Genomic DNA, 20188 nt, shown 5'->3' on the forward strand with positions numbered 1-20188 from the left:
TCCGCCAGGGCGCGCGTGCGCCGTTCCGCTCAAGGCGAAACCGAGCCCCGGAAGGCGCGCCGGTACGCGCCCGGCGTCGTGCCCACCTGATCGCGGAAACGCCGCCGGAGGTTCACGGCCGACGTCAACCCGACTCGGGTCGCGATCACCTCCACCGGCAAGCCGGTCTCCTCCAGCAGGGTGCGCGCCTCGGTCACGCGCCGCGTCAGCAGCCATGCCCCCGGTGTGGTCCCCAACTGGTCGGCGAAACGCCGGGCGAGCGTGCGGGGCGAGACATTCAGGTGCGCGGCCAGATCGCCCACCGACAACGGTGTCCCGAGGCGTTCGCCCGCCCACTCGAGGAGGCCGTCCAGTTCGTCGCCGGGCGGCGGCGCCGGGACGAACTGCGCCTGACCACCGTCGCGGTGCGGCGGCATCACCATGTGCCGGGCGACGAGGGCGGCGTGCGCGGCCCCGTGGTCACGCCGGACGAGGTGCAGGCAGAGATCGATCCCCGCGCCCGCCCCGGCACTCGTGGCGACGTCGCCGTGGTCCACGTAGAGCACATCCGGTTCCACGCGTACCCGCGGGAACTCTTCCCGCAGCCGGGAAGCACGCGCCCAGTGCGTGGTCGCCGCCCTGCCGTCCAGCAGTCCGGTGCGGGCCAGCGCGAAAACGCCGGAGCAGATCGTGACGAGCCGCGCTCCCCTGGCGTGCGCGCGCAGGAGCGCCCTGCGCACGGGGGCCGTCAAGGGTGCCTCCACCGGCGACCAGCCGGGGATGAGCACCGTGTCGGCGCCGGCGAGCGCGGACAGGCCCCGGGTCACGGACATCGCGTACCCGGCCGTGGTGGGCACCGGGCCGGGTTTCTCCGTGCAGACGTCGAATTCGTAGTACCGCGGCACCCCCGGGCGCTCCGTGCCGAAGACCTCGGCGGCGATCCCGAGTTCGAAGGTCGACTGCACGGGCCGCACCAGTGCCATCACGCGATGCATGGCAGGAAAGTACCCCATGGTGTCTTCCCTGACACTGTCCGGCGGCAGGGCGGTCGCGGCACGATGAAGTCATGCACCCCGAGATCCTCGCCCAAGAGGGCTACACTTCCTTCCCCGTCAAGGAATCCCCGGTTCGCGAGCTGTTCCCCGGGATCCGTCTTCGTCCACTGTGGACAGGAGCCGACGGCGCGCACGCCAACGTACTGGAAATGGATCCCGGCACCTCGTGGCCGCACCGCGACGTCCACGAACCGGGCCCCGAAGAGGTGTTCGTCGTCTCCGGCACCTTCAACGACGGTGCTCGCGACTATCCGGCAGGGACCTTCCTGCACGCTCCGGCCGGTTCGTGGCACGTGCCCGCGTTGGCGACCGGGTGCACGCTCTTCCTCTTCTACCCGGAGGGCTGAATCTCCAGGAACTCCAGAACCCGTTGCCAGGTCAGGGTCGCCGCGTCGAGCCAGCCGGGGAGCGCGCGGGTGGCGACGGTGGACCACCCGATCCGGTCCTTCAGCGTGAAACCGTCTTCGAGCGTGGACGCGGTCTCGCCGCGGTAGAGGTCCGGGGTGGTGACCTCGTGACCGGCGGCGCGCAGCCGCTCCGCCGCGTCCAGCTCCGCCTGCCGTAACCCCAGTACCGAGTGGAACAGCACGACGTGGGTCATCCGACGACCGACAATCCACTCTCGGTCGCCAGGATCCCCGCGACCGAGACGGCTTGTTCGCCGGTGATCTTCGCGCCGCGCAGGGTCACCAACCCACGGACACCGGACAATCGCGAGCCGCGGAGATCGCAGTCCAGTGCGCCGGTCGCGGCGAATTCCGTGTCCGTGAACTCACAGTCCACAAAGGTCAGCCGGGACAGGTCGCCGGAGAACACCGTCTCCCGGAACGAACAGCCGGAGAACACGACCGAACCCTTCACCCGCTCGACCGTCACCGACGCGTAGTCGAACCGCGCGTTTTCGACGTAGAGATCGACGGCCGACGTGATCGCCACCCCCAGCCCGATCGCCCGGCAACGAAGGATTTCGACCCGGCGCGCGGTCAGTTCGCGGATCGCCGCGTTCGACAGGTCGGCCCCTTCGAGGATCACGTCGGAGAGCGCCAACCTGTCGAGGCGCGCGTTCGCCAGGCTCACGTCGGAGACGAGGGAATGCGCGATCTCGCCGCCGCCACGGACCCCGTCCTGGTCGCCGCCGTCGAGACGGACCGAGTCGAAGTCGAACTCGCCCCGGAACACGGCGGGTTCGCTGTCGAGGCCGTCGCCTTCGACGGAAGGGCGCCGCACCTTGATGCCGTCGAAATCCCGGAAGTCCATGATCCGGACCGTACCGCAGCCCAGCGCGTGAAGGCCCCCTTCCCTTCGCTGAGCCGAGGGAAGGGGGCCTTCACGTGCTGGGCAGGCCGTAGGTCAGTCCCGGACACCCTTTACGGCGTCCTTGATCTTCTCGCCGGCCTGCTTGACGTTGGCCTTGCCCTGCTCGGTCTTGCCTTCGGCCTGCCACTGCTCGTTGTCCGTGGCGTCCCCGGCGGCTTCCTTGGCCTTGCCTTTGAGCTCTTCGACCTTGTTCTCGGCCTTGTCGTTCATCAGGGCCTCCCTTCGTTGTCCGCCGCCTCCGGATACCCCGCTTCCGCCTCCGGAAACGGCGGATCCGCTGTTCACCGGCCGTTCGCGACGGCCCCGGTAGGGGCGAACCGCTCCGCAGAGGGCGATGACCCGCTCACCGAGGCCGGGGTCCGGATTGCAGACAGGACAGCAGGCGTGGGCCGCCCGTTCGATTTCGGCCGTCATCCGCCACCTCCAGGTTCGGCTTGGTGTCCGGCCCTGTAGGTCGTTATACATACTTTCAGTCCTTTTCGCCGCAGGGCGGTACGGCATCGGATCCGAGTGCGACGCGTCCGCCGTCCCGAATCCTCCGCAAAGGGTTCACGAGGACGAATACCGCGCCACAGCAGATGATCCCGGCCGACAGCACCAGTCCGGTCAGCGTGCCGAAGACCGTGCCGACGAAGCCGGCGGCAAGGCCACCCAGGGTTCCGGTGCCGAAGACCACGGAGAGCGCGGTCCCGTTGACCCTGCCCATCAGTTCCGGTGGCGTGATGCGCTGAACCAGGCTGAGCACGTGGATGTTGAAGACCGAGTCGGCGAAACCGATGAGGAACTGGCTCACGATCAGCGTGGTCAACGCGGCTTCGTTTCCACCGATCGGCAACAGCAGGAAGCCCGATCCGGTCAGCAGGATCGAGGTGGCCAGCGTCCGGCCGAGGGTGATCCTGCGGGCGATCGCACCGGACGACACCGCGCCGAAGATCAGGCCGACCGTGCCGATCGCGAACGCGAGACCGACGGCCCCCGGGCTCAGCTTTCCGTCCCCGTAGGCGAAGACCAGTACTAGGGCGTTCCCCGTCGCCACGCCGAGATTCACCGTCGTGCTCGCGAACATCAGATTGCGCAGCCGGGCGTCCGACAACAGCATCGCCAGGCCCTCCCTGGCCTCTCTCAACGCCGATCGCGGCTCCCCGGCCCTCGCCGGGGGCGGCTCGCGGTGGCGCATCAGCGTCAGTGTCAGCAACGAAGCGAGAAAGGACAGGGCGTCGGCCAGGATCGCCAACGCGGTGCCGAGGATCTGCATCAGCCCGCCCGCGGCGCCCGCACCGCCGACCTCGGCGACCGCGCGAGAGGTTTGCAGCCGTTCGTTCCCCGCCACGATGCCCTCAGGTCCGGCGAGTACCGGCAGATAGGACTGGACGGCGATTTCGAAGAAGACCGTCAGGACGCCGACCACGCCGGCGACCACGAACAATTGGGTGAGGGTGAGAACGTCGAACAGGTAGGCGACCGGGATCGACCCCATCGCCACCAACCTGCCGGCGTCGGCCCCGATCATGGTCTCGCGAAGCGGCAGCCGGTCGACCCACACACCCGCCAGGGTGCCGATCAGCACGAACGGCAGAAATCTCAGCGCGGCCAGCAGTCCGACGTCCCATGCGGTCCCGCCGAGCCCGAGCAAGGCGGCGGTCGGCAACGCGATCCGCGAAACCTTGTCGCCGAACGCGCTGATCGTCTGGCCGATCCACAGGCGCCGGAAGTCGCCGGGGAACGCGAAAGATGAAGGCATCGAAATCCGATCACTGGAAGGAAAATCGAGCCTAAGATCCAATAGACGTCAACGCCGGGTCGGTTATTCGAAGTCGAGGAGAGCGGGAAATGCCCCAGCGGCCGGTCGGTTCCGGGGGAATCGCGGGAATGATCCAGCTGCACCAGGCGGCGCCCCTGATCGAGCGACAGCACGCGATCATCGAGCTCCTGCGGGTTCGGGCGCCGCGCCGGGTGACGGGCGCGAGGCTCGCGGAGGGCACCGGGGTGAGCCTGCGGACCGTGGAACGCGACATCGCCCGTCTGCGCGAAGCGGGCGTTCCCATCACCATTCACCGCGGGCCGCGCGGCGGCTACGGCATCGACGCACGACCCGTGCTGCCGCCGATCTCTCTGACGCCGGGCGAAGCCTCGGCGCTCATAGCCTCCTTGGTCGCCGTCGGTCCGTACACCTCGGCGGTGGCACAGTCCGCGCTGGGCAAGATCCTCGAAGCGCTCACCGGAAATGACCTCCGGTAACGAGTGAACGGCCATCCCCGATCGTGGCTCACCGGGCCCTGAATGGCCGATGTGCCTCTACGGTGTCAGGTTCCATCGTTCCGACGCATGGCTAGCGACTTGCAACGGCGCAAGATCTCGGGCGTCTTCGCCGCGATGGATGCCGACGGCGACGGTTTCCTTCAGGAGCAGGACTTCCAGGCGTTGGCCGAGCGCTGGGCGCGGCTGCGCGGCCCGGGTGACGAGCGGCGCCTGACCGGCATCATGCTGAGCTGGTGGACGACGTTGCTGGCGTCCTCGGATCTGAACCGCGACGACAAGGTGACCCTGGACGAGGTCCTGCTGGTGGTGGACAAGCTCCCGGACATGCCCGAGGCCGTGACCGCGACCGCCGACGCGATGTTCGAAGCGATCGACGAGAACGGGGACGGCCTGATCTCCGCGGCGGAGTACCGCCAGTTGATCGAGGTCTGGAACGGCCGCCCCGCCGACACCGACGCCACCTTCCCGCTGCTGGATTCCGATGGCGACGAAATGCTGTCCCGGGACGAGTTCGCCGCGCTGTGGCTGGAGTTCTGGGCGGGTGACGACGCCGAGGCGCCGGACACCCTGGTCTTCGGACCACTCGCGGCCTGACCCGTCGCGGCTTTCGGGCCGACCCGGCGTCCATACGGGCCAGACCCCGCCGGGTACCACGTCATGAACGCCCTGCCGGCTCACGATGGCGGACGTGGACGCCGTACGGGAAACCGGCTCGATGGTCTCGAGCGCCATCGCGCTGTGTCTGCGGGACCGGTGGACGGAAGCGGCCGAACTGTTGGCGGAAAACGATTCCTGGCGCACGGAATCGGCGGTTTCCGCCATGTTGGGTGAACTCTTCGGCGGCCTGGCCGAGCTCTGGGACGGCCGTTGCGCGCGGTTCGGCGCGAATCTGACCGAGCGCGAGCGGTGGCCGTTGAGGACGGTGCCGCGGCACCGGAACGACCAAGTCACCTCGTACGTCACCGCGTTGCTGGTGCTGGGCGAACGAGCCCGCGCGGAAAAACTGCTCGCCGACGAGGCCTTTCCCGAAACCAGCCTGCGTGACAGCGATCGTTCGATACTCGCGGCCATGCGCGGCCGGCCCGCCCGCGCGATCGACTTCGCCCGCCGCTCCGTCGCCGACCGTTCGCGGCGCGGCTACGACATCGGCTCGGCCGCGGCGCACCTGTCGACCGTGTCGGTCCTGCTGTCACAGGGACGGTCCACCGAGGCACGGGGATTGCTGGCCGCCGCCCGCGCCACGGCGCCGACGCTGGCGCATCTGCTCGACATCGCGGAAGCCCGCGTCGACGTCGCGTCGGGCGAAACCGACCGCGCCGTCCGGCGCCTGCACGCGGCCACCCGCGGACTCGCCGTCGGCACGGACATCGCCTGGGCCGAACTCGCCGAGCTCGCGTTGCGAAGGAACGACCGCGCATCGGCGAAGCAGGCACTCGACGCGCTGGAGGACCTCGCCACCGCGATGCCGACGGGCCGGGTGTTGCTGCATCGCCATCTGGTCCGGGCCTGCCTCGGTGAGGAGCCCGCCGGTGAATGCCTCTGGCTGGCCCGCGAACGCGACCAGCCGCTCGAACTGGCCGTCGTCACCGAACGCCTGGCCCGGCACCGCGCGTAAGACACGTGCGTGAAGCCGGATCTCGCGTGTTTCCAGCCGGAAGACGCGGTGCGGCCTCCGATCACGCGAGTTCGGGTTCCGGTCAGATCACCCCGGCCCGCACCGCGTACGCGACGGCGTGCGGCCGGTTGCGCAGCTTCAGCCGTCCGGTGATGCCCTGGATGATGTGCTTCACGCTGCGTTCCGAGTAGCTGAGCTCGCCGGCGATCTCGACGGTGTCCTTGCCCTCGGCCATCAGCCGCAGGACGTCGATCTCCCGGGTGGTGAGCCCGGCGGTGTTGACGCCCATCGGGTCGAGCACCTCGCGTTGCAGCCGCTCGACGTGCTTGAGCAGTTCGCCGAGCAGGCTCGGCGGGAGTACTCCGCCGCCCGTGGCCGCCGCGCGGACGGCGTGCGCCAGCCGTTCGCCGGTCGTGGCCGACCGTGGCAGGACCGCCACCACCCGGCATTCGATGGCGGGCACGAGTTCCGCCTCGCTGATCTGGCTCACCACGAGTACCACCGGCTTGCCGTCCTCGGCGGCGAGCCGCCGCAGCCAGAGCACGATCTCCGGCGTCAGGCATTCGGCGGCGAACACCAGTACGTCGGTCTCGGCGCGCCGCTCCCAGTCCCTGATGTCGATCCCCTGCTGCGTGCCCAGCTGGCTGGCCAGGCCGGCAGTGGTGATCGGGTCGGGCGCGTGCACCGCCACGGTGATCTGTCGGGTTTCCGTGTCCACTTCGTCCCCTCCGCTTGTCCGCGGCCCCAGTCGGATGGGACACAGTCTGCGAAGGAGCTCTTCACGAAGTCTCCACGAGTTCTCAACGAGGCGTGAAGGACTTCGTGGCCTGCTGAAACGCGTCGACGTACTTGGGAAGCTCGTCCAGGATCTCGCGGAGCCTGCCCTCGGGTCCGGTGTAGTCCGGGTCGGCGAGAAGGGCGTAGCCGAAGGCCAGCGTCCGCCGAAGCTCGGTGATGCGGGCTTCGGCCTCATCTGCGTCGAGGACCAGCCTGCCGTTCCGGGCGAGGCTGAGCAGGACATCGCCGGCGAAGTGTTCCTGATCCTGGCTCACTGTCACAGCATGCACAGCCGCGCATGCCTTCGAACAGCGCCGGAGGACATTCTGCCCCTGGGAACGCCCGGCTTTGCCCGGTCGCCCCTCGCCTGAACGGGGTCTGAAACCCACATGAACGGACATCCGACTGTCCACGAACCGGCATGATCCGGGCTCAAGGGCCGAAACCCACACGGTGAGTGCCCGATTGATTGCGAAACCCACATCGCCGCCACTAGGCTTTCCGCTGAGCAGGACACTCTTTTTCGGCAGTCGGACGCACAGGCGGCAGGTCATGGACGAGGTTTCCTCGCTGACGGTGCGGCTGCTGGGCGGTTCCCCCGCCCGCCACGGCGGAGGCGAGATCGCGCTGGGTCCCGCCCAGCGTCAGGCGGTGTTCGCCACGCTCGCCCTGCGTGCCGGCCAGTTCGTCTCCCGCAAGGAGATCATCGACGCCGTCTGGGGCGAGCGGCCCCCGGACAGCGCCACCGGCATCGTGTACACCTACGTCTCCGCGCTGCGCCGCGCGCTGGAGCCGGCGGGCGAACCGCTCGTCGCCAGCCGTGCCGGCTACAGCCTCGACCTCCCGAAGCAGCAGGTCGACGTCCATGTCTTCGAAGCGGAGCTGGAGCGGGCCCGCGCGCACCGGCTCGCCGGCTCGCACGAACGGGAGCTGGAATCGCTTCGCTCCGCGCTCGGGCAATGGCGGGGTTCCGCGCTCGACGGGATCCCCGGGCCGTTCGCCGAGACCCAGCGCACCCGGCTGAACGAGCTGCGGATGAGCGCGCTCGAACGCCAGGCCGAGGTCGCGCTGCGCCTTGGCGGCTACCGCGAGCTCGTGGGCGAGCTCGCGGTGCTGGTCGAGCGCCATCCGTTGCGCGAAGGCCTGCACCGGATGCTGATCACCGCGTTGTTCCGGTCCGGCAGGCAGGCCGAGGCGCTGGCCGCGTTCGACCGCGCCCGCGAGACGATCATCGAGCAGTCCGGTCTCGAACCCGGGCCGGAACTGCTCATCCTGCGGCAGCGGGTCCTGGACGACGATCCGGCACTGCACCAGCAGGACCGGCCGGCACGGCATCGGCAGGCCCATGCCGTGCCCGAACGACCGTCCACCCTCGTCGGCCGGGAGTTCGAACTCCGCCGGGTGCGCCGTCACCTGGCCGCACTGCTGGACGAAGGCCGCGGCGGGACGATCTGGCTGGACGGCGAGGCGGGCGGCGGCAAGAGCGCGTTCCTGGCGGAGGCCCTCGCCGACGCGAGGAGCCGCACGCGCTGGGTCGAAGCCGACGAGCTGACCGGCGCGGTCCCGCTGAGCCTCATCGCCGACAGCCTCGGCGGCGAAGCACTCGAAGATCTCGGCAAAACGGTCACCGAACTGTGCGAAGACGGGCCGCGGGTGCTCGTCTTCGAAGACCTGCACTGGGCCGACGAGGAAAGCCTGCTCGCCTGGCAGCAGCTGCACCGGTTCACCGCGCACCTGCCACTGCTGCTGATCGGCTCGGCGCGGCCCCTCCCCCGGCGCCGCACCCTCGAAGTCCTCCGCTCGCGGCTCGACGGGGACGTCATCTCGCTGCCGCCGTTCGACGGCCCGGCCGTCGCCGCGCTCGCCGAGGAAACCTTGGCCAGGGACCCGGGCGAAGACTTCCTCGGGTTCGCCGCCGGGTACAGCGCCGGGAACGTCGGCTACCTGTGCGAGCTGTTCGCCGGATTCGCCGACGGGCGCGAGCCCGACGTCACGCCGCACAGCAGGCTCGCCGCCGTGGTCGAAGATCATCTCGCCGCGCTTTCCGTGCCGTGCAAGCGAACGCTGAACTCGGCGGCACTGCTCGGCTCGTCGTTCACGGTCGCCGACCTGACGGGTGTCACCGGCCGCGAGCTGCGGGCGCTCATCGGAGCGGTCGAAGAGGCGCTCGCCGCGCGCGTGCTGGAAACCGAGGGAGAACGGCTGCGGTTCCGTGTCCCGCTGGTGCGGGAGGTGTTCGCCGCGAACACCCCGCCCGCCATCCGCGCCGTGCTGCACCAGGAGATCGCCGCGACCATGGCGGGCTCCGGCGCGCCCGCGGACCGCGTCGCCGAGCAGCTGCTCCAGGTCGGCGACGAGCTGACGGCCCGTTGGATCCCGCAGTGGCTGCTCGACAACGTCCGCGCGCTGCCAACCGGACCGGCGGCCGAACTGCTCCATTTGCTTTCCCACCAAAGAAATCTGACCGAGGATCAGCACCGGAGCCTGGCGGGCGAGCTCGCCGCGCTCCTTTTGCCCGAAACGGGGGCCACGCCCTCCTGGTCCGCGCGGCCCTGGTGCGCGCCGCTGCACACACTCGCCCGGGTGCGCGACCGAACCGCACCGAGGACGTCCTAAACTGCGGGGACACAGTAGTGATCCGGCCACTTTCGGTGCATGACGAGAAATGGAGCCGGCGTGACGAACGGGCTGCGCGTCGAGCTGCTCGGGCCGCCTCGTGCCTGGCTCGACGACGTCGAGCTGAAGCTCGGGCCCGCCCGGCAGCGCGCGGTCTTCGCCACCCTGGCGGCGCGCCGCGGCCAGGCGATCTCCCTCGGCGAACTGATCTCGGACGTCTGGGGCGAGTCGGCGCCCGCCAGCGCCACCGGCAGCGTCCACACCTACGTCTCCGGCCTGCGCGGCGCGATCCGCAAGGCGGGCGGTGAGGCGCACGAGGTCCTGAGTTCGTCCGGGTCGAGTTACGTACTGCGGCTGGACAGGGAAGCGCTCGACGTCAGCCGGTTCGAACAGGACGCGGCGGCCGCCCGGCGGCTGCTCGCCCACACCGATCAGCAGGGCGCGGCCGCCCGGCTCACCACCGCGCTCGATCTCTGGCGCGGCGAGGCCTACTCCGGCGTGCCGGGCCCGTTCGCCGAAGCGGAACGCGTCCGGCTCACCGAACTCCAGCTCACCGCCACCGAACTGCGCGCCACGGCCCTGCTCGGCATCGGTGACCACCGCGAAGTGGTGGCCGAACTGACCGCGCTGGTGCAGCGGCACCCGTTACGCGAGTCGTTGCACGAAACGCTCATGCGCGCCCTGCACGCCAGCGGGCGGCAGATCGAAGCGCTCAGCGCGTATCGCGAGGCCAGGCGAATACTGCGGGACGAACTCGGCGTCGAACCCGGTGCCCCGCTGCGTGAGCTGCACCAGCGCATCCTGGACGGCAGCGAAAAACCTGTCACCCGACCGAAACCGGTTCCGGTCCGCGTCGTGCCGCCGCCGGTCGCCAAGGCGATCGAACGTGGCGGCCAGGGCCGCCTGCCCGGCCGCGCCCGGCAGGTCGAGCGGCTGGACGGCTTCGTCACCGACGTGCTCGCCGGCCGCGGCCGCCCGGTCTGGCTCGAAGGCGAACCGGGCATCGGCAAATCGGAACTGCTGATCGCCGGGCTGGCGGGCGCCGCGGCGCGTGGCTGCCAGCTCGCCTGGACCGCGGCCGACGAGCTGCGGCAACGGTTCCCGCTGCAGGTGATCATGGAATGCCTCGGGGTGCACCACGGCGCGGCCGATCCGGCCAAGGCCAAGCTGGCAGGCGAGCTGCACGCCGAACCCGCGCACGGGAACTGGGGCCCCGCCGACCCGATCTTGTCCACTGTGGACAAATTGCTGGCGCTGGTCGACGAGACCTGCGCGGCGGGCCCGCTGGTGCTGGTGATCGACGACCTCCACTGGGCGGACGAGGCGAGTGTGCTGCTGTGGCAGCGACTGGCCGCCGCCACCCGCCAGCTGCCGCTCCTGCTGGTCGCCGCCACGCGCACCGGGCACGGCCGCCGCGACCTCGCCCAGCTCCGTCGCGGGGTCGAGGCGAGGGACGGCGAGATCATGCCGGTCGAAGTGCTGACCGACGACGACATCGCCGCCGTGTTCGAGGTGGTCCTCGAAGCCAAGCTCGGGCCGAGCCTGCGCCCGCTGGTCCGGCGCGCGGCAGGGAACCCGCTTTACGCCAGGGAGATCGCGCACGACCTGGTCCGCACCGGCTCTCTGCGGATCAAGGACGGCGTGGCCGAGGTGACGCTGGACGGCACCGAGAACGCGCCGCGGTCGCTGCTGGCGGCGGTGGCCAGGACGCTGGAATGCCTCGACCCCGGCACGACCGAGATCCTGCGGACGGCCTCACTGCTCGGCGCGGAGTTCGCCGTCGAGGACCTCGCCGCGCTGGCGGACAAGGGCCCGCTGGAGGTCCTGCGGGAGCTGGAGCCCGCCACCACCGCGGGCGTCATCGAGTACGCCGGCGACAAACTCGCCTTCCACCATCCGTTCCAGCGTCAGGCGCTCTACGGCGCCATCGCGGAACCGATCCGTGCCGCGTTGCACCGGCGCGCCGCCGAGTCGCTCGCGCGGGCGGGCGCGCCGATCAAACGGGTCGCCGAGCAGCTGGCGGCCGGGCCGGTGCCGTTCGATCCGTGGCTGGCGGGCTGGCTCACCGCCAACCACGTCGCGGTGTCCAACCGCGCGCCGCATATCGCGGCCGACCTGCTCCGCGGCGCGCTCGACAGCACGGTGCCCACCCGCGAGCAGCGGGAGACGCTGATCGCGGCGCTGGTGCGCGTGCTGTTCCGGCTCGAACTGGCGCCCGAGGCGGAAGCCGAGCAAGCGGTGAAGACCGTCACCGACAAGGCGGATCTGGCGCAGATGCGGCATTTCCTCGCCGCGCTGCGGTACCGGCGGGGCGACACGCCTGGCGCGATCGAGGCACTCGCCGACACCGCGGACGACCCGTCGATGCCGGAGCTGTGGCGCACCAGCACCCGGACACTGCTCGCCAACTTCCGGCGCGGCACGCTCGCCGATCTCGACGAGACCGAGCGGATCGCGCGGGGGCTGCACGCCGAGGCGGCGAAGGCGGGCGAACGCTATCCCGCCGCGCACGCGCAGCAGACGTTGTGGCTCGTGCACTCGATCCGCCGCGAGCACGACCGGGCGCTGACCGCGATCGACGCGGCGCTCGAGACCACCGGCGACGAGGCCGACCTGGCGACCCTGCGGTTCGACCTCCTCGACAACCGCCTGTTCACCCTGCAGAACCTCGACCGGCTCGCCGAGGCCGACGCCACGCTGCACGCCGGGTACGAGACGGCCGCGCGGCACGGCCTGCCGACCGGTCCGCAGGTCTCGGCGGCCGTGCACTACTACTGGACCGGCCGCTGGGACGAGGCGCTGGCCGAATTGGACTCGGTCACCGAGGACGGCCCGGCGATCACCTTCTACGGTGTCCGCGAGCCGGGCGCCGCCGCCCTGCTGTTGCACGGGGTCGCCGCCCTCATCGCGGGCCATCGCGACGAACGCGTCGCCGTCCGCGCCCATCTGGAAGCGGCCGAGGCGCACTCTCCGTCGAACTCGTCCGAGCGCGAGAGCTGCGACTTCTACCTGGCGGCACAGGCGATGGCCGCCGAGCAACGCGGCGAGCTCGACGACGCGCTGCGGCTGTTCGCGCCGGTGCTGCGCCCCGACTACGCCCGGATGATGCTGCGCCACCAATGGCTTCCCGACGTCGTCCGCGTCGCGCTCGCCGCCGGGAACGACGCCGTCGCACAGGACGCGCTCGCCGTCTGCGCCGAGGAGGCGAGCCAGGAGACCGTTCCCGCCAGGGCCACCGCGGCCGCTCTCCGGTGCCGGTCGCTGATCGACGGCGACCCCGAAGGCATGCTGGCCGCGGCCGATCACTACCGCGAGGTCCACCGCCCGATCGAACTCGCGGCCGCGCTCGAGGACGCCGCCGAACTGCTCGGCCGCGCCGGTTACCTCGAAGCGGCGACCCGTTCGCTCACCGAAGCGTGCGAGGTGCTCGGGGAGGTCGGGGCCACCTGGAGCATCCGCCGGGCGGAAAGCAGGCTGCGCCGCTACGGCGTGCTGAGCCGCGCCGAGCGGAGTCCCCGGCACAGCGGGGCGCTCTCGCCGCTGGAACTGCGGGTCGCGCGGCTGGTGGCGGCGAAGCTGTCGAACCCGGAGATCGCCGCCGAGCTGAGCCTGCCGCGGCGGACGGTGCAGTCGCTGGTGTCCAGGGTTCTGACCAAACTGCACGCCGATTCCCGGCTCACCGTCGGCGACCAGCTGCCGAGACGACTCGCGTGACCGCACGACCGAGGAGAACCATGACCCGCGTACTGGCCGGCTTGACGGCCCTTGTGCTGCTGCTCGCCGGCTGTTCGAGCACGCCGGAATCCGGCGGCCCGATCAAGCTCACCGTCGCCACCTTCGGCGAGTTCGGGTACGAAAAACTCTTCGACGACTACGAAAAGGCTCACCCGGGGATCACCGTCGAGGGCAGGGTCGCCGACTTCGAGACGCATCACCGCCAGCTCGCCACCGGGCTCGGCGCCGGGCGCGGCAGCGCGGACGTGGTGGCGATCGAGGAGCAGTACCTGCCGAAGTTCCGCCAGTCGACGGACAAGTTCACCGATCTCTCCGAGTTCGGCGCGCAGGGCCTCCGCGAGCAGTGGCCTGCCTGGAAATGGGACCAGGGCACCGCCGAAAGCGGCAAGTTCGTGATGGGCCTCGGCACCGACATGGGCAGCCTCGCCCTCTGCTACCGGCGCGATCTGTTCGCGAACGCGGGCCTGCCGTCCGACCGCGACCAGGTGGCCGCGCTGTGGCCGACGTGGGAGAAGTTCGCCGAAACCGGCGAGCGGTTCAGCGCCAAGGCACCGGACGACGTAAAATTCGCCGACTCGGCGGGCACCGTCTACACGGCGATGCTCAACCAGGCACAGGAAAACTACTTCTCCAAGGACGAGCGGTTCATCGCCGACACGAACCCGAACGTGCGCAAGGCCTTCGAGCTGGCGGGCGGGATGGCGCTGAAGAAGGAGACGGCCGCGGTCACCACCTTCACCCAGCCGTGGACGGTGGCGATCAAGCAGAGCCGGTTCGCCGCCATCACCTGCCCCGCGTGGATGCTCACCCAGATCGAAGAGGCGGGCGGACCGGAGCTCGCGGGCAAATGGGACGTCACCTCGGTTCCGGGCAAGGCCGGCAACTGGGGCGGCTCGTTCCTGACCGTCCCGAAGCAGGGCGCGCACCGCAAGGAAGCCTACGACCTCGCCGTCTGGCTCACCGCGCCCGAACAGCAGAAGCGGATCTTCCTGGAAAGCGGGCTGCTGCCGAGCGCGCTGGGCGCGTACCAGGACACCGCCGTGCTTTCCCACACCAGTCAGTACTTCAGCGGCGCGCCGATCGGCAAGATCTTCGCGGCCTCCGCCGAGGCCCTGCGGCCGAACTACCGCGGGCTGCGCGACGGCGAGGTGCGGCCGGTGTACGGGCACGCGCTCGGCCGCGTCGAAGAGGGGAAGCAATCGCTCGACCAGGCGTGGAGCCAGGCGGCGACCGAAGGCCGCGCCGCGGCCGCCAACTGAGCGGGGACGGCGTGACACGCAGGTTTCCGGCCGGGTTCCGCTGGGGCACGGCCACCGCGGCGTACCAGATCGAGGGATCGACGACGGCGGACGGCCGCGGACCGTCCATTTGGGACACTTTCACCGCACAGCCCGGCCTGGTGCTCGACGGCGCCACCGGAGACCCGGCCTGCGACCACTACCGGCGCTACCGTGAGGACATCGGACTGCTGAGCGGCCTCGGCGTGCCCTACTACCGGTTCTCAATCGCGTGGTCGCGGATCATGCCGGACGGCCGCGGGGTCGAACCACGCGGCCTCGCCTTCTACGATCGCCTTGTCGACACCGTGCTGGAACACGGGATCACCCCGATGGTGACGCTCTACCACTGGGATCTCCCGGAAGCGCTGCAGGCGGAAGGCGGCTGGCCGCACCGTGACCTCGCGAGCCTTTTCGCCGACTACGCACTGACCGTCCACAATGTACTCGGTGACCGGGTGCGGCAGTGGACCACGATCAACGAGCCGTTCTGCGCCGCCTTCATCGGCTATGGCAACGGCGATCACGCGCCGGGCATCCGCGACGAGGGCGCGGCACTGGTCGCCGGGCACAACCTCCTGCTCGCGCACGGCAAGGCCGTGCAGGCGTTGCGGGCGAACGGCAGTGGGCAGGAAGTGTCCATCGTGCTCAACTTCGCCCCGGTGCTGACCGATGTGGACGACGCAGCGCACCGTGAGGCCGCACGCAAGTTCGACTTCCTGCACAACAGGTTCTTCCTCGATCCGCTACTGGGCCGCGGCTATCCGCCCGAGCTGCTGGCGGATCTGGCGCATCTCGGCACGCTGGAACCGGCGATCGCCGACGGCGATCTGGAGATCATCGCGCAGCCGCTGGACGTCCTCGGCGTCAACTACTACGCGCCCGCCCGCGCGGTCCCGCTCGAAGACCCCGAGGCCGACAGCAACTGCCCGCTGCCCGGTCTGCGCGGAATGGACGTCCAGCCGCCCCGCGGCGACCTGACCTCGCTCGGCTGGGAACAGCGGCCGGAGTGCTTCACCGAACTGTTGCTGTGGCTGCACGAACACTGCCCCGGCCTGCCGCTCGTGATCGCCGAGAACGGTGCCGCGTTCGAGGACGAGGTCGTCGACGGGCGGGTGCACGACGAGAAACGCGTACGGTACTTCGCCGAACACCTCGCCGCCGTGCACGACGCGATCCAACGCGGCGCCGACGTCCGCGGCTACATGGCCTGGTCGCTGCTGGACAACTTCGAGTGGGCGATGGGCTACACCCAGCGGTTCGGCCTCGTGCACGTCGACTTCGAAACGCAGGAGCGGGTGCTCAAGGACAGCGCCCGGTTCTACGCGGATGTGGTGGCGCGCAACGGGCTGTGACGGCGTTGTTGCCGGAAAACGGCGACGCACCGGTGGCTGCCGGTGGCCGGGCGCATGCCCTGTGGTCACACACTGCGGTTCGGCCTCAACCACTCAAAGACAGCACCCGGTTCAATGCGGATGCGTTGGCGCGCAACAACCTTCCGTCGTCGCCGAAAACGGCGACGCACTGGAATCGAAAACTGTCGGTGGTCGGTTGTAGCTTCTGTGTGTGGACACACGCAACGCCACTGTGGCGCTACTCAAGGAAATCACTGCTTCTGATGTGTTGAAGGAGGTCAATGCCGGGCTGGATTCGTTGGAGGACAAGGATGCTGTCGACGCGGCTGTCGCGGCGTCGGAGGGGATCGCACGGTTGGAGGCGGTCCGGTTCCGTGCGTTGGCTCAGCTGAATCGTCACCGTGGCGGGGCGTCGAGTGTGGTGCAGGAGGTCGCGTTCGCTCTGTCCGTTGTGGACGGTCATGCGGCCGGTCTGGTGTCGACTGCGGCGGCGTTGACCACCCGCCTGCCCCGGACACTCGGGCTGCTGGATCGCGGCGAGGTGGGTGGTTATGGGGCGATGAAGGTCGCCACCGCGACGGCGTGGCTGTCGGACGAGGATGCCCGCGCGGTGGACGAGGTGTTGGAGGACCGCCTGCCGGGTAGGAATTCGGATCAGATCCGGAAGGCGGCGAATCATGCGGCGGTGATGGCCGACCGTGACGGCGCGGCTCGACGGGCGGAGCGGCACCGTGGCGGGCGGCGGTTGTCGATCCGCCACGGCGAGACCGGGGTCGCCTCGATCGAGGTCGAAGACGGCCCGGTGGAGAAGGTCGCCGCGGCCTACACGCGGATCGATCGTGAGGCGCGGGCGCTCAAGACCGGGGACGAGACCCGCACCCTGGATCAGCTGCGCGCCGACATCGCCCTCGATCTGATGTTGGGCGGCCAGGGTGGCAAGGGGGAACGGTCCGAAGTGTTCCTGTACATGGACCTGAATACCTACCTGGGATTGAACGAGGATCCCGCCGAGTTGGCCGGACACGGCCACATCCCCGCCTCACTGGCCCGGCACATCGCGTCCGGGCCGGACACGGTGTTGCGGCGGATCATCACCGACCCCTTGTCGGGGCAGGTCCTGGATTTGGGCCGCGATCGGTATCGGCCGACGGCGGGACTGGGCGAGTTCGTTCGGGTCCGGGACCGGGAATGCCGAAGACCCGGCTGCCACCGTGTCGCCCAAGCCTGCGACCTCGACCACTCCGTGCCCTGGCAGCACGGCGGCCACACCGCCAACACCGAACTCGTCGACCTCTGCCGCCGCGACCACCGCCTGAAAGACGAACCCGACTGGATCTACCACCTCACCGAAGACGGCACCCTCACCATCACCACACCCACCGGACGCAGCTACCACAGCACACCACCACCACTGCACGAACCCCGCGCCGAAGAGCCACCGTTCTGAACCGTCACCGAAAAACGGCAACGTGTCCACAACCAGCGGCGCCGACCTGGTCGCCGGAATACGGCTACGGCCCGATCGGGCTGGACTCCGCTCGTGATCACGCCGTGGGCCTTCCTGACGCCGAAAACGGCCATGGCCCAGCCACTCGACACAACCGCGGCCGCACCAAGCGACAACACAACACCCTGCCCTCGCCGAAAAACGGCAACCACCCGGCCACGAGAACAGGGCCCAAACCCGACCGCGGTCGTCAGGCCCGCGGCGCGCCCCGCATCACGCCGTCGACCACCTTCCTGGCCAGCAGGATGAACAGCACGATCACCGGAAGCACACCGATGGTTGCTGCGGTGAGCATCAGCGAGTAGTCGGTGAAGTAGCCGCTCGCCAGCCGCGACAACGCCACCTGGACGGTCGGATGCGCGTTGGGGTCGAGCACGATCAGCGGCCAGAAGAAGTCGTTCCACGCGGTCATGAACGTCAGCATCGCGAGCACGGCGGCCTGAGGGCGGATGGCGGGCATGGCGACGTGCCAGAACAGCCGCGCCGCCGAACAGCCGTCGACGCGTCCGGCGTCGAGCAGTTCGCCGGGGATCGCCTCCTCGCACGCCTGCCGCATCCAGAACACGCTGAACGCGCCGATCAGCCCCGGCACGATCACCGCCTCCAGCCGTCCGTACCAGCCGAGTTCCCCGACCACGAGGTACAGCGGGATGACGCCGAGCTGGGCCGGCACCATGGCGGTGCCGATGACCACCAGGAAGAGCGAGTCGCGGCCCGGGAAGCGCAGTCGCGCGAAGGCGAAGCCGGCCATGCTGGAGAGCAGCACGTTCGACACGGTCACCGTGCCGGCGACGATCAGCGAGTTTTGCATCGCCAGCCAGAAGTCGACGGTCCCGAAGACCCTGCCCACGTTCTCGATCAGGTTGCCGCCAGGCAGCAATGGCGGCGTGGTCTCGCCGAGGGCGGAGTTGTCCTTCGAGGACACCACGAACGACCAGTACAACGGGAAGATCGACGCGACGGCGACGGCGAGCAGCAGCCCGTAGACGACGAAACCGGTCCGTTCCCTGGCCGCCACGGTCACTCACCGCCCCGCATCCGGCGCACGAGCGAGAAGTTGACCAGCGCGAACACGGCCGAGCACAGGAACAGCAACCACGCGATGGCCGCCGCGTATCCGGCGTCGAACTCGCCGAACCCCTTTTCGTACAGGTACATGGCGAGGGTCTGGAACTGCCGGTCGGCGCCGCCCGTCCCGTTGACGCCGGTGTCGTCGAACAGCTGCGGCTCCGCGAACAGCTGCAACCCGCCGATCGTCGAGACGACGACGGTGAAGGCGATGGTCGGACGGATCGCGGGCACGGTGATGGACCAGAAGGTCCGCCAGCGCGAGGCACCGTCGAGCATCGCGGCGTCGTAGCGTTCCTGCGGCACGGATTGCATGGCCGCGAGGTAGAGCAGCGCGTTGTAGCCGGTCCAGCGCCACATCACCATCGTGCTCACCGCGACGTGCGAGGCGAACCGGTCCGAACGCCAGTCCACCGGGTCGAGCCCCACCAGGCCCAGCGCCCAGTTGACGACGCCGTAGTCTTCGGCGAACAGCTGACTGAACACCAGCGCCACCGCGACCACCGAGACGACGTTGGGCAACAGCACACTGGCACGCCACAGGGTCCGCGCCCGCAGGGGACGGTCGAGGAGCGCGGCGAGCCCGAGCGCGGCCAGCAGTTGCGGGACGGTCGAAAGGACGAAGATGCTGACCGTGTTGAAGAGCGCGTTGTAGAAATACGGATCCTGGAGCAGAACGGCGAAGTTGCCGAGGCCGGCGAACCCGGTGTCACCGTTGACCAGGTGCCAATGGTGCAGCGCCACCCAGGCGGTGTAGAGCAACGGGAAGAGACCGAACACGCCGAAGAGGACGTAGAACGGCGCTGTCATCAGATATCCGGCGAGCCGCTCGCCCGTACGCTTCAAACGATGATCACCTTGACGCCTGCCCGGCTGATGTCGTCGATCTCCCGGGATTCGGCCCCGCTGTCGGTGATCAGGGTGTCGACGTCGCGAAGGCCCCCGAACCGGGCGAAATGGTCGTCGCCGATCTTCGTGTGATCCGCCAGCAGCACCGTCCGCCGGGCGGACGCGATGGCCGCGCGCTTCACCATCGCCTCGGCGGTGTCCGGGGTGGTGACCCCCCGCTCGACGGAAAGACCGTTGGTACCGAGGAAAGCGACATCGACGTACGTGTCCTTGAGTGCGTCGAGCGCCCAGCCGTCGACCGCCGCCATGGTGTGGCCGCGCAGCCGTCCCCCGACCAGCATCAGCGTGACGCCGGGCCGGTTGGCGAGCGTGAACGCGTTCGGCAGCGAAGGCGTGACCACGGTCAGCCCGCGATCGGCGGGGACGAGGTTCGCCAGCCGGGCCACCGTGGTGCCCGAGTCCAGCAGGATCGCGCCCCCGTCGGGGATCTGTTCCAGCGCCGCGGCGGCGATGCGGTCCTTTTCCGCGCTCATCACCGCGTCGCGGGCGTCGAGCCCCGGCTCGATGCCCAGCCGCTCGACGGGGATCGCGCCGCCGTGCACCCGTCGCACCACTCCGCTGCGCTCCAGCGCCGTCAGGTCACGGCGGACGGTCTCGCTGGTGATCTCGAAAGCCGCCGCGAGCGTCGACACGTCGACCCGGCCCTTCTGCCGGACCTGCTTGAGGATGGCGCGCTGCCGCTCTTCGGCGTACAACGGTCACCTCCTGCCTGGCGGATG

General features: G+C 69.8%; 19 protein-coding genes. 9 read left to right on the forward strand and 10 right to left on the reverse strand.

Translation table 11 applies throughout. The annotated features are described in order from the left end of the window. Positions 1–29: 29 nt before the first annotated feature. The gene (locus tag AC069H_RS17550; RefSeq protein WP_478230120.1) at positions 30–974 is read right to left on the reverse strand and encodes a GlxA family transcriptional regulator; all 945 of its coding nucleotides are present in this window, start codon (positions 972–974) and stop codon (positions 30–32) included. 71 nt (positions 975–1045) lie between these two features. On the opposite strand from AC069H_RS17550, the gene AC069H_RS17555 reads away from it, so the two are divergent. Then, a complete protein-coding gene (locus AC069H_RS17555; protein ID WP_478233005.1) occupies positions 1046–1381 on the forward strand; it encodes a cupin domain-containing protein in 336 nt (111 codons plus the stop codon). On the opposite strand, the gene AC069H_RS17560 is transcribed toward AC069H_RS17555, so the two are convergent. The 4 genes from AC069H_RS17560 to AC069H_RS17575 all read right to left on the reverse strand — a co-directional run bounded on the left by AC069H_RS17560 (position 1366) and on the right by AC069H_RS17575 (position 4092). Beyond that, complete coding sequence (locus AC069H_RS17560; protein ID WP_478233006.1) at positions 1366–1635, reverse strand: dienelactone hydrolase family protein; 270 nt, start codon at positions 1633–1635, stop codon at positions 1366–1368. The two genes, AC069H_RS17555 and AC069H_RS17560, sit on opposite strands and share 16 nt — an antisense overlap. Next, positions 1632–2291, reverse strand: coding sequence for a pentapeptide repeat-containing protein (locus AC069H_RS17565; protein ID WP_478233007.1), 660 nt, complete (start codon positions 2289–2291; stop codon positions 1632–1634). Before AC069H_RS17565 ends, AC069H_RS17560 begins: the two co-directional genes overlap by 4 nt. 93 nt (positions 2292–2384) lie before the next feature. Then, positions 2385–2561 (reverse strand): CsbD family protein, encoded by a 177-nt coding sequence (locus tag AC069H_RS17570; RefSeq protein WP_340688199.1) that lies wholly within the window; start codon positions 2559–2561, stop codon positions 2385–2387. Between the two features lie 259 nt (positions 2562–2820). Next, positions 2821–4092 (reverse strand): MFS transporter, encoded by a 1272-nt coding sequence (locus AC069H_RS17575; protein ID WP_478233008.1) that lies wholly within the window; start codon positions 4090–4092, stop codon positions 2821–2823. An 89-nt stretch (positions 4093–4181) separates the two neighbouring features. Between AC069H_RS17575 and AC069H_RS17580 the strand changes: the two genes are divergently transcribed. The 3 genes from AC069H_RS17580 to AC069H_RS17590 all read left to right on the forward strand — a co-directional run bounded on the left by AC069H_RS17580 (position 4182) and on the right by AC069H_RS17590 (position 6225). Next, positions 4182–4589 (forward strand): helix-turn-helix transcriptional regulator, encoded by a 408-nt coding sequence (locus AC069H_RS17580; RefSeq protein WP_478230125.1) that lies wholly within the window; start codon positions 4182–4184, stop codon positions 4587–4589. 87 nt (positions 4590–4676) lie between these two features. Next, a complete protein-coding gene (locus tag AC069H_RS17585; protein ID WP_478233009.1) occupies positions 4677–5204 on the forward strand; it encodes an EF-hand domain-containing protein in 528 nt (175 codons plus the stop codon). A 94-nt stretch (positions 5205–5298) separates the two neighbouring features. After that, positions 5299–6225, forward strand: a complete 927-nt coding sequence (locus AC069H_RS17590) for a hypothetical protein (protein WP_478233010.1) — start codon at positions 5299–5301, stop codon at positions 6223–6225. Positions 6226–6307: 82 nt separating this feature from the next. On the opposite strand, the gene AC069H_RS17595 is transcribed toward AC069H_RS17590, so the two are convergent. Together AC069H_RS17595 and AC069H_RS17600 are read right to left on the reverse strand one after the other, a co-directional pair. After that, on the reverse strand, positions 6308–6943 hold the full coding sequence (locus AC069H_RS17595) for a helix-turn-helix transcriptional regulator (protein WP_340688194.1): 636 nt from the start codon (positions 6941–6943) through the stop codon (positions 6308–6310). Between the two features lie 82 nt (positions 6944–7025). After that, positions 7026–7277, reverse strand: coding sequence for a hypothetical protein (locus AC069H_RS17600; protein ID WP_478230128.1), 252 nt, complete (start codon positions 7275–7277; stop codon positions 7026–7028). Positions 7278–7554: 277 nt separating this feature from the next. Here AC069H_RS17600 and AC069H_RS17605 point away from each other — a divergent pair, with 277 nt between their 5' ends. The 5 genes from AC069H_RS17605 to AC069H_RS17625 all read left to right on the forward strand — a co-directional run bounded on the left by AC069H_RS17605 (position 7555) and on the right by AC069H_RS17625 (position 17432). After that, entirely contained in the window at positions 7555–9618 is a 2064-nt protein-coding gene (locus AC069H_RS17605) for a BTAD domain-containing putative transcriptional regulator (RefSeq protein WP_478233011.1), read from the forward strand. Between the two features lie 60 nt (positions 9619–9678). Next, the gene (locus AC069H_RS17610) at positions 9679–13332 is read left to right on the forward strand and encodes a BTAD domain-containing putative transcriptional regulator (protein WP_478233249.1); all 3654 of its coding nucleotides are present in this window, start codon (positions 9679–9681) and stop codon (positions 13330–13332) included. 20 nt (positions 13333–13352) lie between these two features. Continuing rightward, a complete protein-coding gene (locus tag AC069H_RS17615; RefSeq protein WP_478233012.1) occupies positions 13353–14612 on the forward strand; it encodes an ABC transporter substrate-binding protein in 1260 nt (419 codons plus the stop codon). 11 nt (positions 14613–14623) lie between these two features. After that, positions 14624–15985 (forward strand): GH1 family beta-glucosidase, encoded by a 1362-nt coding sequence (locus AC069H_RS17620; RefSeq protein WP_478233013.1) that lies wholly within the window; start codon positions 14624–14626, stop codon positions 15983–15985. 211 nt (positions 15986–16196) lie between these two features. Next, on the forward strand, positions 16197–17432 hold the full coding sequence (locus AC069H_RS17625; RefSeq protein ID WP_478230132.1) for an HNH endonuclease signature motif containing protein: 1236 nt from the start codon (positions 16197–16199) through the stop codon (positions 17430–17432). A 250-nt stretch (positions 17433–17682) separates the two neighbouring features. On the opposite strand, the gene AC069H_RS17630 is transcribed toward AC069H_RS17625, so the two are convergent. Genes AC069H_RS17630 through AC069H_RS17640 form a run of 3 tightly spaced genes read right to left on the reverse strand, consistent with a single transcriptional unit; the run spans position 17683 to position 20164 of the window. Continuing rightward, a complete protein-coding gene (locus AC069H_RS17630) occupies positions 17683–18510 on the reverse strand; it encodes a carbohydrate ABC transporter permease (RefSeq protein ID WP_478230133.1) in 828 nt (275 codons plus the stop codon). Positions 18511–18512: 2 nt separating this feature from the next. After that, entirely contained in the window at positions 18513–19406 is an 894-nt protein-coding gene (locus tag AC069H_RS17635; protein ID WP_478233014.1) for a carbohydrate ABC transporter permease, read from the reverse strand. Then, complete coding sequence (locus AC069H_RS17640; RefSeq protein WP_478233015.1) at positions 19403–20164, reverse strand: DeoR/GlpR family DNA-binding transcription regulator; 762 nt, start codon at positions 20162–20164, stop codon at positions 19403–19405. Before AC069H_RS17640 ends, AC069H_RS17635 begins: the two co-directional genes overlap by 4 nt. Between the last annotated feature and the right edge of the window lie 24 nt (positions 20165–20188).

The sequence above is a fragment of the Amycolatopsis sp. NPDC043887 genome (assembly GCF_056435665.1).

Coding starts and splice junctions, on each gene's coding strand:
- AC069H_RS17585 (WP_478233009.1), top strand. CDS start 4,677: ATGGCTAGCGACTTGCAACGGCGCAAGATCTCGGGCGTCTTCGCCGCG.
- AC069H_RS17550 (WP_478230120.1), bottom strand. CDS start 974: ATGCATCGCGTGATGGCACTGGTGCGGCCCGTGCAGTCGACCTTCGAA.
- AC069H_RS17575 (WP_478233008.1), bottom strand. CDS start 4,092: ATGCCTTCATCTTTCGCGTTCCCCGGCGACTTCCGGCGCCTGTGGATC.
- AC069H_RS17570 (WP_340688199.1), bottom strand. CDS start 2,561: ATGAACGACAAGGCCGAGAACAAGGTCGAAGAGCTCAAAGGCAAGGCC.
- AC069H_RS17615 (WP_478233012.1), top strand. CDS start 13,353: ATGACCCGCGTACTGGCCGGCTTGACGGCCCTTGTGCTGCTGCTCGCC.
- AC069H_RS17565 (WP_478233007.1), bottom strand. CDS start 2,291: ATGGACTTCCGGGATTTCGACGGCATCAAGGTGCGGCGCCCTTCCGTC.
- AC069H_RS17580 (WP_478230125.1), top strand. CDS start 4,182: ATGCCCCAGCGGCCGGTCGGTTCCGGGGGAATCGCGGGAATGATCCAG.
- AC069H_RS17605 (WP_478233011.1), top strand. CDS start 7,555: ATGGACGAGGTTTCCTCGCTGACGGTGCGGCTGCTGGGCGGTTCCCCC.
- AC069H_RS17560 (WP_478233006.1), bottom strand. CDS start 1,635: ATGACCCACGTCGTGCTGTTCCACTCGGTACTGGGGTTACGGCAGGCG.
- AC069H_RS17555 (WP_478233005.1), top strand. CDS start 1,046: ATGCACCCCGAGATCCTCGCCCAAGAGGGCTACACTTCCTTCCCCGTC.